This is a genomic window from Pseudomonas sp. NPDC087639, from assembly GCF_044743385.1.
GTDB lineage: Bacteria > Pseudomonadota > Gammaproteobacteria > Pseudomonadales > Pseudomonadaceae > Aquipseudomonas.
Map to the genome: position 1 here is coordinate 1 of NZ_JBIUWI010000098.1, position 12,347 is coordinate 12,347.

A 12,347-nucleotide genomic window follows, 5' to 3' on the forward strand; every position below is an offset into this window, starting at 1 on the left:
ATGATTCTCCTAATCAGGTCTGTTGCGGTGAGCGCAAGGCCGATCACGGGCGGCCAGAAATGCACCGGCGAGTTTTTACTCTTTGCGGCGCAGGGTTCGGATCATAGCACCGGGGTTGCGGCTTAACCACGCAACAACTGTGTGGGATAGAGGTTCCAGAATAAATCACGAGGCCAGTATCAACTGACCGGCTACGGTGAACATCATCAGCGCCACCAAAAGATCAAGAATCCGCCACGTACTCGGGCGAGCCAGCCACGGTGCGAGCCACGCGGCACCCAGCGCCAAAGTGAAAAACCACAGCAAAGAAGCGCTTGCCGCGCCGACCACATAAGCCCCCGGCACCGACTGCTGAGCCCCCAGCGAACCAATCAACAGCACGGTATCGAGATAAACGTGCGGGTTGAGCAAGGTCACCGCCAAGGCACTGAGCATCACCGCCCGCAACGAGCGTACGGTCTGGTTTTCACCCTGATTCAGGCTCTGCTTCGAAAACGCCCGGCGCAGTGCCTGGCTGCCGTACCAGATCAGGAACACCGCACCACCCCAGCGCGCGACCGCCAGCAATGTCGGGTTTTGCGCCAACACGGTCGCCAGGCCAAACACCCCGGCGGCCACCAGCAATGCATCGCAGGCGACGCACAGCGCGGCGACGGGCAGGTGATGCTCACGGCGCAGACTCTGCGCCAGCACAAATGCGTTCTGCGTACCGATCGCCATGATCAGCCCCAGTGCCACTAACAAGCCGTTCACATAGCTTTGCCACATAAGATTTACTCCGCGTTGGCTGCCAGATCGCGCAGCACTTGCATGGCGCGTTCGGCGTCGGCCTGACCGACAAACAAATGGTCGTGGTAGTAACCGGCGATCACGTTGCAACTAATCCCGGCCTTGCCCAGTGCCGTGGCAAACGCGGCGGTGAGGCCGACGGCTTCCAGCGCCGAATGCACGTTCAGGGTGATCCACGCGGCCACATAATCGAAGTTGAAACCGGCCTGTTCGGCATCGCAGCGTTGCAGGATCACCGTCAGGCCTTCCTGCTCACGGAAGCTGCCGACAACCTCCAGGCCGCGCGGCAACTGGCCGTCGGGCAGGGTGCAGAACACGTATTCGCCGGCGTTGAGCTGCGGGCTCATGCTGCGCAGCAAGGTCGAGAGTGATGTTTCGCCAGCCATTGACGTTGTCCTTGATAAAGAGTGCTTGCTGGCTATTCTCCGACCTGACGCTGTATAAGAAAAACCAATAGTGCTGATCGCTCATTAGGAAAACTGATGTTCGACTACAAATTACTCTCCGCTCTGGCCGCCGTGGTCGAGCAGGCTGGATTCGAACGCGCGGCGCAGGTGCTGGGTTTGTCGCAATCGGCGATTTCGCAGCGGATCAAACTGCTTGAGGCGCGGGTCGGTCAGCCGGTGTTGGTGCGCGCTACGCCGCCATCGCCGACCGAGATTGGCCGACGTCTGCTCAACCATGTGCAGCAAGTGCGTCTGCTCGAGCGCGATTTACAGACGCTTGTGCCCGCGTTGGACGAAGAGGGACTACCGGAACGTCTGCGCATCGCAATCAATGCCGACAGCCTGGCGACTTGGTGGGCTGAGGCGGTGGGGGATTTCTGCGCCGACCAGCATTTGTTGCTGGATCTGGTGGTGGAAGACCAGACCGTCGGCCTCAAACGCATGCGCGCCGGTGAAGTGGCGGCGTGCGTCTGCGCCAGCGAGCGACCGGTGGCTGGCGCGCGCAGCGTGTTGCTCGGGGCGATGCGTTATCGCGCGCTCGCCAGCCCGGCGTTTATCGAACGGCATTTCCCCGATGGCGTGCGCGCCGAACAACTGCCGCGAACCCCGGCGCTGGTGTTTGGCCCGGACGATTTCCTCCAGCATCGCTACCTGGCATCCCTCGGCGTCGATGGCGGTTTCGAGCACCATTTGTGCCCGTCTTCCGAGGGTTTTATCCGCCTGACTGAGGCCGGATTGGGCTGGGGCCTGGTACCGGAACTGCAAGTGCGCGAGCAATTGCAACGCGGGGTGTTGCGCGAACTGTTGCCAGATAAACCGATCGACGTGCCGTTGTACTGGCATCATTGGCGCAATGGCGGTCAGCTGCTGGGCTTGCTGACCGAGCAATTGGTGCGTTCTTCACCCCAATGGTTGGTGCCGTTGAACTGACGGCCAGCGTCAAGACACACGAATCAGGCAAAACGAAAGACATCGGAGCTTTACATGAAAATTCTGGTCACCGGCGCAAGCGGCTTCATTGGCGGGCGCTTTGCGCGTTTCGCTCTGGAGCAGGGCCTTGACGTGCGGGTCAACGGTCGCCGGGCCGAGAGCGTCGAGCATCTGGTGCGCCGTGGCGCCGAGTTTGTCCCCGGCGATCTGACTGACCCGGATCTGGTGCGTGAACTCTGCGCCGACGTCGAAGCCGTGGTGCATTGTGCGGGCGCTGTCGGGCTGTGGGGGCGTTATCAGGACTTTCATCAAGGCAACGTGCAGGTTACTGAAAATGTCGTCGAGGCTTGCCTGAAGCAGCGGGTTCGGCGGCTGGTGCATCTGTCATCGCCGTCGATCTATTTCGATGGCCGTGACCACTTCGACCTGACCGAAGAACAAGTGCCCAAGCGCTTCAAACATCACTACGCCGCGACCAAGTATCTGGCCGAGCAAAAGGTCTTCGGCGCGCAGGAATTCGGTCTGGAAACCATCGCGCTGCGTCCGCGTTTTGTTACCGGTGCCGGCGACATGAGCATTTTCCCGCGCCTGTTGAACATGCAGCGCAAGGGCCGTCTGGCGATCATCGGCAACGGTTTGAACAAGGTCGATTTCACCAGCGTGCACAACCTCAACGAAGTCATGCTCAGCAGCTTGCTGGCCGCCGGCTCCGCGCTGGGCAAGGCGTACAACATCAGTAATGGCGCGCCGGTGCCGCTGTGGGATGTGGTCAATTACGTGATGCGCAAAATGGAAGTCCCACAGGTCACCAAGTACCGTTCCTACGGGCTGGCCTACAGCGTCGCGGCGCTCAACGAAGGCGCGTGCAAACTCTGGCCGGGACGTCCGGAGCCGACGCTGTCGCGCTTGGGCATGCAGGTAATGAACAAAAATTTCACCCTCGACATCAGCCGCGCCCGGCATTATCTGGATTACGATCCGAAAGTCAGCCTGTGGACGGCCCTCGACGAGTTCTGCGGCTGGTGGAAAGCCCAGGACATTCGTTGAAACGATTCGGCCGGGCGGCAATGAACCGCACTGCAGGTTGAGGGTCAATCCCTGCGGCTGCGGGGTTTATACTTCGCCGCAATCTGCCATCACCGCGTTTCACAAAGGTTGCCTCAATGTCCATGCGTAATGATGCCCACGACGATTTCGATGATGTACCGAGCCTGCGTGCCGACACCTTCGACGACGATGACATTCCGACCACTGCCCGCACCGCCGTGCACTCGCGCACGCCGCCGGTGGTCAAGGTCAAGGCGGTCAGCACCGGGCCGTTGTGGGCGCTGGTCGGCGCCTTGTTTTTTGCCTTCATCGGTCTGGCCTGGTGGAGCTTTCAGCAGATTTCGCTGATGGAGCAGCAACTGGTGGCGACCCAGGAAAGTTTCGCGCGTATCAGTGAGGAAGCGGCCGGGCGCCTGCAGGATATTTCCGGCAAGGTCGTGGCCAGCCAGAGCAACGTCAGCAGCGACAGCGAAGCCTTGAAGCTGCAGATCAAACAGCTGGAAGGCAAACTGCTGGATCAGAGCAAGCAGCAGCAGGGCGTGGCCGGTCAGGCCAGCGATCTGGACAAACGTCTGGCGCAGATGACCGCGCAGACCACTGAACAGCAGAACGCCAATACCCAGTTGCAGGCGCAGGTCAAAGCCCTCAGCGCCGAACTGGCGAGCGTGAAAAGCACGCCGGCCGATACCAGCAAGGTCGACGCCCAGCTCAAGGCCTTCGATGCCCAGTTCAAGAGCCTTGGCGCCGACATCGCGGCACTGAAGAAACAGGGCAATCCGAGCGCGGCGATTGATCGTCTGGAACAGGAAATCGTCGTCCTCAAAAGCGAGCAGGACAACCGTCCGGCAGCCCCTCAGGGTGGCGGCAACACGGCCGAGTTCGACGCGTTCCGTGGGCAGATGACCCGCAACATCAATACGCTGTCGGCGCAGATCCAGAATTTGCAGCAGCAAATCAACGCCCGCCCATAGCCAAAAGCAGGGTTCTTTGTGTCGACAGAGAACCCTGTGGCGAGGGGATTTATCCCCGATGGAGGGCGAAGCGCTCCCCGGCATTTTTCCAGTGATATCGAGTTCTCAGGTTTTGGGGCTGCTTCGCAACCCATCGGGGATAAATCCCCTCGCCACAGGAATCTCCTTTGTCACAGGGGGGGGGCTCTGTAATCACCTGCATCATTCTGAATACTCGTACATGCCCCCAAGCCGTCTACGCTCTTGAAACACCAACAAGAACGAGGGATGCGCTATGGGGTTTTTGCATAAAGTGGCCTGGCTCGGCGTGATGTTACTGGCGGGGTTCGGCCAGGCCAGCGCCGCAACCACCGCCAAGGATGACAGCCAGGCCGCCATCACCTTGCTGGAAAAGGCCCTGGCCTATTACCACGACAACGGCGACAAGGCGTTCGCCGCATTCAGTCGTCAGGGCGAGTTTGTCGACAAGGATCGCTACGTGTTCGTGGTCGACACCAAAGGCGTGATGCTCGCCAGCGGCGGGCCATCGTCAGCGTTGATCGGTCGTGATGTGAGCGATGTGCTCGGCCCGGATCTGCAAAAAACCTTCAAGGACGCCTTGAAAGTGCCGGAGGGCAACGGCATCCAGCAAGCCGAGTACCGCTGGCAGAACTGGGCTGACGGCAAGGTCGAGCGCAAGCATGTGTTCTATCAGCGCGTCGGTCAGCGGATTCTGGCGGTCGGTTATTACTTGCCCCGGGCGTCGGCCGAGCAGGCGATGGCATTGCTGAACAAGGCAGCGACGGATCTGGGCAAAGACGAGAAGGGCACGCTGATGGCGATCAACTCGCTCAAGGGCGGCTATTTGCAGGATGACCTGTACGTGTTCGTGGTCGATCTGGATACCCAGCGCTATGTCGCACATGGCACCAATCTGCGGCTGATCAATACCGACTTCAGCAAGATCAAGGACCCGGAAGGCAAACCGGTGGGCGAGCCGATTCTGGCGCTGATCGCCAAGCAGGATTATGGCGACTACCAATACCGCTGGAAAAACCCGGTGACCGGCAAGGTCGAGGACAAACATGCCTACCTGAAGAAGGTCGGGCACTTTCTGGTGGCGGTGGGTTACTACAGCCCTTGAAACGCATCCTCCCTTGTGGGAGCGAGCCTGCTCGCGAAGGCAGAATATCAGTCGATACATTCTTCGACTGATTCACCGTCTTCGCGAGCAGGCTCGCTCCCACATGTTTTGGGGTGTTGCTGCTATTTGGCGCCGTGCTCGCGCCCACGCAGCAAGTGGTTCGGCATCGCAATCGCCGCCGCCAGCCCCAGCAGCGACACCGCCGCACTGACCCACAGCAAATGCCGGAAGGTCACCGAAAGCTCCGCGCGCAAGGCGTTCTGCGCATCACCCGGTGCAGCGTTCAGACCATCGAGCAGTACGTTGCCCGAGTGCCCCTCGCTCATCAGCGAGCTGCTCGTCAGATGGACAAAGTTTGAGTCCTGTAAAAATGCCAGCAACAGCGCGGACATCAACGCCACACCCACCGCGCCGCCCAGCGAGCGGAACAGGTTGGTGGTGCTGGTGGCCACACCGATGTCGCGTTGCTCCACCGAGTTCTGCGTGCCGACCAGTGACGTCGGGAACTGCATGCCACCGGCAATCCCGCTGAGCAACATGAACAGACCACTCATGACTGTGGCCTCCGGCGGACTGAACGCCATGCCGAGAATCGAGATTGGCATCAGGATCGCGCCGGTCAGAATCTGCGGTTTGTAGCGCCCGGTCACCGAGGTGCGACGCCCGGCAAAGAAGGCGCCGATCGGCAGGCCCATGGCCAATGGCAGCAAGTGCAACGCGGCGCTGTCGGCCCCGGCCCCGGTGACCGTTTGAAAGCGCAGCGGCATCAGCACGATCAGCGAAATCGCCTGGAAACTGGTGAAGAAAATCGTGCACCAGCACAGCAGGGCGTTGCGATTGGCGAACAGGTGCATCGGCAGCAACGGCTCACGCGCACGCCGCTCATGCCAGACAAAAATCGCCAACACCACGACCGCACAAGCGAACAGCCCAAGCACTTCGCTGCTGCGCCACGCATGGCCCTGACCGACCTGAGTGATACCGAGCAGCAGGGCCGTCAGGCCGATGATCATCAGCACTGTGCCGAGGTAATCGATGATCGGCTTGCGTTGTGGAATCGGTAGCCCGCGCAAGTTGCGATTGGCCACCCACCAGGCGCCGAGGCCCAGCGGCAGGTTGATCAGAAACACCCAGCGCCACGACAGGTACTCGGTCATGTAGCCGCCGAGCACCGGGCCGGCGACGCTCGCGACCGCGTACATGCTGCTGAAATACCCCTGATAGCGCCCGCGTTCGCGCGGCGGCACGATGTCGCCGATGATCGCCTGGCTCACCGAAATCATCCCGCCGGCACCGATGCCTTGGAGAATCCGCGCGAGCACCAGTTGTTCCATGCTTTGGGCCATGCCGCAAAACAGCGAAGCCAGCGTGAAAAGGCCCATGCCGAACAGCATCAGTTTGCGCCGCCCGTACAAATCGCCGAGCTTGCCGTAGATCGGCACCGCGACGGTCATCGCCACCATGTACCCGGAAATCACCCAGGCCAGCAGGCTGACGTCCTTGAATTGCGCGGAGATGGCCGGCATCGACACGGCGACGATGGTCTGGTCCAGCGCGCCAAGGAAGATTGCCATCATCAGCGCGACCAGCACGCTGCGAATGGCCGGTTTGGGCGTTTCAGGCTGGTTGAGATTGGACACGGGCAGGACCTGCGGGCAGAGATGAACCCGCTGGCGAGCGGGGTGGATGCTCGCCAGTGTAAGTCGATAGCAGGCTATTCGATAGCCTCGTATGGAAGCCCGACGTAATTTTCTGCAATGGTTTTTTGGCCCGCTTCCGAGCTGACAAAATAGTCCAGCTCCGAGGCGCAAATGCGTTGGCTGAAGTCATCGTGATCGTCGAAGCGATGCAGCATTGACGTCATCCACCAGGAAAATCGCTCGGCCTTCCAGACCCGACGCAGGCAGATCTCGGAGTATTTCTCCAGCAGATCGATGCGACCGTTGCGGTACACCTTCAACAGAATATTGAACAATGTGCTGACATCGCTGGCGGCCAGGTTCAAGCCCTTGGCGCCGGTGGGCGGGACGATGTGCGCCGCGTCGCCGACCAGAAACATCCGGCCGTATTGCATCGGCTCCACCACGAAACTGCGCAGCGGCGCGATGCTCTTTTCAATCGACGGGCCAGTGACCAGTTTCTCTGCCAGCTCCGACGGCAGGCGCTTTTTCAGCTCATCCCAGAAGCGCTGATCGCTCCAGTTGTCGACGTTTTCATCCGCTGGCACTTGCAGGTAGTAACGGGTGCGAACCGCTGACCGCATGCTGCACAAGGCAAACCCGCGTTCGTGGCGGGCGTAGACCAGTTCGTCTTGCACTGGCGGGGTGTCGGCGAGAATGCCTAGCCAGCCGAAAGGGTAAACCCGTTCGAACACCTTCAGGCAATCCGCAGGAATTGACTGCCGGGCGACACCGTGGAAACCATCACAACCGGCGATGTAATCGCAATCGACGCGCCAGGTTTCGCCGTCCTTTTCGAAGGTGACGAAGGCTTCGTCGCTTTTCATGCCGTGAGGAACGACATTGCTCACTTGATAAATCGTCGTTGCCCCGGCCTCCCGACGAGCGGCCATCAGATCGCGGGTGACTTCGGTCTGGCCGTAGATCATTACGGTCTTGCCGCCGGTCAAGGCGTGCAGATCGATGTGTACCTGACGCCCGTCCAGCGCCAGATCGAAACCGCCGTGAACCATACCTTCAGCGTCCATCCGCTGACTCACGCCGGCCTGACGCAACAGCTCTACCATGCCTTGTTCAAGCACACCGGCACGGATGCGCCCGAGCACATAATCGGGTGCCTGGCGTTCGAGGATGAGGGTGTCGATGCCGGCGTTGTGGAGCAACTGACCGAGGAGCAATCCGGATGGACCGGCGCCGATGATGGCGACTTGGGTTTTCAGCGTTTTCATTGTTTTTATGGCTCGCAAGCTTCACGCGGCCAAGGCCGGTGAATGATTTTTATGGATCGAGTGCTTGCATTTTTCCCTTGCGGGTCTGTCAATTGAAGGTGAAAACTGAGCCGATACCTGTACATTCTGCCAATCGGTGCGATTATCGCCCGTAACCCTAGAGGCCTGGATTGAAGTGATGAACAAGCCTGAGCTGCCTTCGATTCCGGTGTTCAAGCTCTACGGTGAAAGCCTGGACTGGCCGACCCCGGACTTGCTGCACTGTGAAACCATTTCCTCACGCAGTCGCGAACATCAATGGGAAATCAAACCCCACCGCCACGCCGATTTGTGCCAGCTGCTCTTCGTCTTCAAAGGTCAGGCAGAGCTTGAGATCGAAGGTCAGCGCACTCAGCTTCAAACGCCTGCCATTCAAGTACTGCCACCGCTATCGGTACATGGCTTCCGTTTTTCCGAGGACATCGAAGGATTCGTCGTCACGCTCGCCACGCCGCTGATCAATCACTTGCAGGCGCAACTGGGCAACGCGGTTCACGCGCTTGCCCAGGCCGATAGCTATCCGGCGGGCAATGACGGCGATTACCTGAATAGCTTGTTTACGGCGTTGCAGGCTGAGTACAACGGCCATCAACCCGCGCGGGAAATGCTCATGCATTCGCTGGTCAGCGTGATCATGGTCTGGGTCAGCCGCCAGGCGATCGTGCGCCATAACGCCAGCCAGCGGCCGCAACGCCAGCGCGAATACCTCGCCGGGTTTATTCAATTGGTGGAGGAAACTTACCGCCAGCATGTGAAGGTCGAGGATCTGGCCCATCGACTGGGCATTTCGGTCTCTCACCTCAACGGCACGTGCCGTGAACTGGCGGGGCAACCGGCGTTGCAGATCATGCACGAACGCCAGTTACTGGAAGCCAAGCGCCTGCTGACCTATACCAGCATGACCATTTACGATATGTCGGAATTGTTGGGGTTTTCCGATCCGACCAACTTCACGCGTCTGTTCCGGCGTCGGGTGGGGATTTCGCCCAAGGCGTTTCGTGACAGGCTGAAGGCCGAGCAGTAATTCTGTAACCACTACAAATCCCTGTGGGAGCGAGCTTGCTCGCTCCCACAGGGATTTTATTCCAGCCTGATTCAATCAGCGCAGCGCATTCAGCGTGGCGTTGTGCGGAATACAGCGCTCGAAGTTACAACTCGCGTATTCGCGGGGCAGTTGTCGCAGTTGCTCGACCCGCCAGGCCGCGGTGCCGTACAACGCCAGCGTGGCAGCGCAGGTGATGAAAATCGCGAAGTATCTTCTTGTTTTGATGTTCATGGTGTTCGACCTCTGAACGAATACCCTTGGGTACTGCTTTCAGCATAGGTCAGCCATGAAGACTTGCCAGCACCAGCGGTTGCACATTTAACGCGACATTCAGAACACTGATGACCGGGTTTACAGGTCGATATCCCACGCCGGGTTTTCCGGGAATCTGAGCACCAGAAAATCCAGCATGCTGCGCAATGCCGCCGGCATGTGCTTGCGCGAGGCATAGACCGCGTAGATGTTCATCTGCCGGGGTTCGGCGTCGGGCAGCAAGCGAATCAACTCACCTGCGTGAATGTGCACCCCGGCCTGATAGGTCGGCAGCATCGCCACCCCCGCACCGGCCAACGTCGCTCGCAACAGCGTGCTTGCTTCGTTGGCGCTGATATTGCCCTGAACCGGCACCGAGACCGGCTCGCCGTCCTCTTCGAAATGCCACAGGCTTTTGCCGAAGTAAGAGTGAGTGAGGCAGTTGTGTCGACTCAGCTCTTCAACCCGCTGTGGCGCCGGATGCGCTTGCAGATAATCCGGGGCCGCGCAGACCACCGAGCGGCAAACGGTCAGGCGCCGGGCGATCAGGTTCGGATCGAGGTCATTGCTGGTGCGGATCGCCAGATCGATGCGCTCATCCACCAGATTCACCGTGCGATCGAGCATCTGCATATCGATGCTGACGCCGGGGTAGCGCTTGACGTACGCCGCCATCGCATCGGCCAGTTGCGCCTGGCCGAACGAGGTGCTGACGCTGATCCGCAGCAGTCCGCGCGGGGCGTCGTGGGGTTCGCTCACGGCGGCCTGCATATCGCTCGACAGTTCAATCATCTGCCGGCAGCGCGGCAGGATTTCACTGCCGGCGGCGGTCAGGCTCAATTTTCGCGTGGTGCGGTGCATCAGGCGTGCGCCGACCCAGTCTTCCAGCTCGGCCAGATAACGCGATACCACCGGGCGTGAAAGGTCCAGGTGATCGGCCGCTGCCGACTGACTGCCCAGGTCCACCACCGTGACAAACACCCGCATTGCTTGGAGACGATCCATGATTTGCCCGCTTTCAGAAACAAACTATGTCCAAGCATCGCATTTTTTGTACTGACTCAGGCAACTAAGCTCTGTCCCATCGCCAGACATGGCATTCGGACACCGGAGCAACAGATGATCGGTTTCACTGTAATCAAACGCGTACTCCTCGCCACCGCTTCCCTCGGTTTTGCTGCCCACGCAGCGGCTGCCAACCTGACCCTCGATGTCTACAACCCGGGGACCAACGCCATTTTTCCGGTGACCTCGGTGCTGGTCAGCGGCGCAAAAGACGCGATCCTGGTCGATGCACAATTCGGTAAATCCCAGGCCGAGCAAGTGGTGGAAAAGATCCGCGCCAGCGGCAAGCACCTGACCACCATTTACATCAGCCACGGTGATCCGGATTACTACTTCGGCCTCGACACCCTGACCAAAGCCTTCCCCGATGCAAAGGTGCTGGCTTCGCAGCCGACCGTTGATCACATCAACAAAACCGTCGAAGGCAAACTGGCGTTCTGGGGCCCGAAAATGGGCGCCGACGTACCGGCGAAAACCATCGTGCCGGGCGTGCTCAAGGGCGACAGCCTGATGCTCGAAGGGCAGAAGTTGCAGGTGATCGGGCTTGCGGGCAAACAACCGGATCGCAGCTTCGTATGGATTCCTTCGCTCAAAGCCGTGGTCGGTGGTGTTGTCGTCGCTGAGAACATCCACGTGTGGATGGCCGACACCCAGACCGCACAATCCCACGCCGACTGGCTGGAAACCCTGCATTCGATCGAAACCCTGAAGCCGAACACCGTGGTGCCGGGTCATTACCTGGGTAACAGCAGCCGTTCGCTGGCCAGCGTGAAATTCACCGCCGATTACATCAAAGCGTTCGATGCAGAAACCGCCAAGGCCAAGGATTCCGCCGCCCTGATCGCGGCAATGAAAAAACGCTACCCGAAGCTGGGCGAGGAAAGCTCGCTGGAGCTGAGCGCCAAAGTCGCCAAAGGCGAAATGCAGTGGTAACCCGATTCTGAAAACGCAGCACTCTCAAGCCAACTGGAGAATGTCATGAGCAAAATCGCAATCATCGGTGCCACCGGTCGTGCCGGTAGCCAACTGCTGGAAGAAGCCCTGCGTCGCGGCCACAGCGTTACCGCCATCGCCCGGGACACCTCGAAGATCGGCGCCCGTGCCGGTGTGGTCAGCCAGAATGTCGATGTGCTGGATTCGGTGGCGCTGCAAGATGCCGTCGCCGGTCATGATGTGGTGATCACCGCCGCGCATTTCGCGACGGTGCCGGCCAGCGCAATTGTCGGGCCAGTGAAGCAGGCGGGTGTGAAACGCCTGTTGGTGGTCGGCGGTGCCGGTTCGCTGTTGTTGCCGGACGACACTCGGGTTATCGACAGCGCAGGTTTCCCGGCCGAGTACAAAACCGAGGCCAGCGCCGGTGCGGCGTTTCTTGAGGCGTTGCGTCAGGAAAAGGAATTGGACTGGAGTTTTCTGTCGCCGTCGGCGGAGTTTGTCGAAGGTGAGCGCAGCGGTACGTTCCGTGTCGGCAAGGATCATTTGCTGATGAGTGGAGAAGGGCGCAGCTGGATCACTTTTGCCGATTACGCGATTGCGTTGATCGACGAAGTGGAAGCGCCGAAACATTCGCGGCAGCGGTTTACGGTCGGGTACTGACAGCCCCCCTCACCCCAGCCCTCTCCCGGAGGGAGAGGGAGCCGACCTGATCTGGCTTAATGATTCTGGACACCCCTAAAGGGCGGTAATCTACGCCCAGCGACGAGGTGTGATATGACCAGACGATATTTTTCGACAG

At 59.9% G+C, this 12,347-nt stretch carries 13 protein-coding genes; 7 read left to right on the plus strand and 6 right to left on the minus strand.

The window, feature by feature from the left end:
• Window positions 1-165: 165 nt before the first annotated feature.
• Together ACIOVB_RS25530 and ACIOVB_RS25535 are read right to left on the minus strand one after the other, a co-directional pair.
• On the minus strand, window positions 166-768 hold the full coding sequence (locus tag ACIOVB_RS25530; protein ID WP_187678143.1) for a LysE/ArgO family amino acid transporter: 603 nt from the start codon (window positions 766-768) through the stop codon (window positions 166-168).
• Window positions 769-773: 5 nt separating this feature from the next.
• A complete protein-coding gene (locus ACIOVB_RS25535) occupies window positions 774-1,175 on the minus strand; it encodes an ACT domain-containing protein (protein ID WP_187678142.1) in 402 nt (133 codons plus the stop codon).
• A gap of 96 nt (window positions 1,176-1,271) precedes the next feature.
• Here ACIOVB_RS25535 and ACIOVB_RS25540 point away from each other — a divergent pair, with 96 nt between their 5' ends.
• The 4 genes from ACIOVB_RS25540 (at window position 1,272) to ACIOVB_RS25555 (ending at window position 5,306) form a co-directional block, all read left to right on the plus strand.
• A complete protein-coding gene (locus tag ACIOVB_RS25540) occupies window positions 1,272-2,165 on the plus strand; it encodes a LysR family transcriptional regulator ArgP (protein ID WP_187678141.1) in 894 nt (297 codons plus the stop codon).
• A 54-nt stretch (window positions 2,166-2,219) separates the two neighbouring features.
• Entirely contained in the window at window positions 2,220-3,212 is a 993-nt protein-coding gene (locus tag ACIOVB_RS25545) for an NAD(P)-dependent oxidoreductase (protein WP_187678140.1), read from the plus strand.
• A 116-nt stretch (window positions 3,213-3,328) separates the two neighbouring features.
• Complete coding sequence (locus tag ACIOVB_RS25550; RefSeq protein ID WP_401272047.1) at window positions 3,329-4,183, plus strand: ATPase; 855 nt, start codon at window positions 3,329-3,331, stop codon at window positions 4,181-4,183.
• A gap of 274 nt (window positions 4,184-4,457) precedes the next feature.
• Complete coding sequence (locus ACIOVB_RS25555; RefSeq protein ID WP_401272048.1) at window positions 4,458-5,306, plus strand: cache domain-containing protein; 849 nt, start codon at window positions 4,458-4,460, stop codon at window positions 5,304-5,306.
• Window positions 5,307-5,428: 122 nt separating this feature from the next.
• Here ACIOVB_RS25555 and ACIOVB_RS25560 read toward each other — a convergent pair whose 3' ends face one another.
• Window positions 5,429-6,946, minus strand: coding sequence for an MDR family MFS transporter (locus ACIOVB_RS25560; protein WP_401272049.1), 1,518 nt, complete (start codon window positions 6,944-6,946; stop codon window positions 5,429-5,431).
• A 74-nt stretch (window positions 6,947-7,020) separates the two neighbouring features.
• Window positions 7,021-8,214, minus strand: coding sequence for a 4-hydroxybenzoate 3-monooxygenase (gene pobA, locus ACIOVB_RS25565; protein WP_401272050.1), 1,194 nt, complete (start codon window positions 8,212-8,214; stop codon window positions 7,021-7,023).
• Between the two features lie 178 nt (window positions 8,215-8,392).
• Here pobA and ACIOVB_RS25570 point away from each other — a divergent pair, with 178 nt between their 5' ends.
• Window positions 8,393-9,277, plus strand: coding sequence for a helix-turn-helix domain-containing protein (locus tag ACIOVB_RS25570; protein ID WP_401272051.1), 885 nt, complete (start codon window positions 8,393-8,395; stop codon window positions 9,275-9,277).
• A gap of 75 nt (window positions 9,278-9,352) precedes the next feature.
• Here the strand turns inward: ACIOVB_RS25570 and ACIOVB_RS25575 are convergent, their stop codons facing one another.
• Both ACIOVB_RS25575 and ACIOVB_RS25580 read right to left on the minus strand, forming a co-directional pair.
• On the minus strand, window positions 9,353-9,529 hold the full coding sequence (locus ACIOVB_RS25575) for a hypothetical protein (protein WP_008085463.1): 177 nt from the start codon (window positions 9,527-9,529) through the stop codon (window positions 9,353-9,355).
• A gap of 120 nt (window positions 9,530-9,649) precedes the next feature.
• The gene (locus ACIOVB_RS25580; protein ID WP_222944108.1) at window positions 9,650-10,555 is read right to left on the minus strand and encodes a LysR family transcriptional regulator; all 906 of its coding nucleotides are present in this window, start codon (window positions 10,553-10,555) and stop codon (window positions 9,650-9,652) included.
• A 114-nt stretch (window positions 10,556-10,669) separates the two neighbouring features.
• Between ACIOVB_RS25580 and ACIOVB_RS25585 the strand changes: the two genes are divergently transcribed.
• Both ACIOVB_RS25585 and ACIOVB_RS25590 read left to right on the plus strand, forming a co-directional pair.
• Entirely contained in the window at window positions 10,670-11,548 is an 879-nt protein-coding gene (locus ACIOVB_RS25585) for an MBL fold metallo-hydrolase (RefSeq protein WP_401272052.1), read from the plus strand.
• A 45-nt stretch (window positions 11,549-11,593) separates the two neighbouring features.
• Window positions 11,594-12,208, plus strand: coding sequence for an NAD(P)-dependent oxidoreductase (locus tag ACIOVB_RS25590; RefSeq protein ID WP_401272053.1), 615 nt, complete (start codon window positions 11,594-11,596; stop codon window positions 12,206-12,208).
• Window positions 12,209-12,347: the final 139 nt, after the last annotated feature.

Excerpts from the sequence above, each read along its gene's own strand:
- ACIOVB_RS25540 (WP_187678141.1), top strand. The coding sequence starts at position 1,272 with ATGTTCGACTACAAATTACTCTCCGCTCTGGCCGCCGTGGTCGAGCAG.
- ACIOVB_RS25555 (WP_401272048.1), top strand. The coding sequence starts at position 4,458 with ATGGGGTTTTTGCATAAAGTGGCCTGGCTCGGCGTGATGTTACTGGCG.
- ACIOVB_RS25590 (WP_401272053.1), top strand. The coding sequence starts at position 11,594 with ATGAGCAAAATCGCAATCATCGGTGCCACCGGTCGTGCCGGTAGCCAA.
- ACIOVB_RS25535 (WP_187678142.1), bottom strand. The coding sequence starts at position 1,175 with ATGGCTGGCGAAACATCACTCTCGACCTTGCTGCGCAGCATGAGCCCG.
- ACIOVB_RS25575 (WP_008085463.1), bottom strand. The coding sequence starts at position 9,529 with ATGAACATCAAAACAAGAAGATACTTCGCGATTTTCATCACCTGCGCT.
- ACIOVB_RS25530 (WP_187678143.1), bottom strand. The coding sequence starts at position 768 with ATGTGGCAAAGCTATGTGAACGGCTTGTTAGTGGCACTGGGGCTGATC.
- ACIOVB_RS25545 (WP_187678140.1), top strand. The coding sequence starts at position 2,220 with ATGAAAATTCTGGTCACCGGCGCAAGCGGCTTCATTGGCGGGCGCTTT.
- pobA (WP_401272050.1), bottom strand. The coding sequence starts at position 8,214 with ATGAAAACGCTGAAAACCCAAGTCGCCATCATCGGCGCCGGTCCATCC.
- ACIOVB_RS25580 (WP_222944108.1), bottom strand. The coding sequence starts at position 10,555 with ATGGATCGTCTCCAAGCAATGCGGGTGTTTGTCACGGTGGTGGACCTG.
- ACIOVB_RS25550 (WP_401272047.1), top strand. The coding sequence starts at position 3,329 with ATGTCCATGCGTAATGATGCCCACGACGATTTCGATGATGTACCGAGC.
- ACIOVB_RS25585 (WP_401272052.1), top strand. The coding sequence starts at position 10,670 with ATGATCGGTTTCACTGTAATCAAACGCGTACTCCTCGCCACCGCTTCC.
- ACIOVB_RS25570 (WP_401272051.1), top strand. The coding sequence starts at position 8,393 with ATGAACAAGCCTGAGCTGCCTTCGATTCCGGTGTTCAAGCTCTACGGT.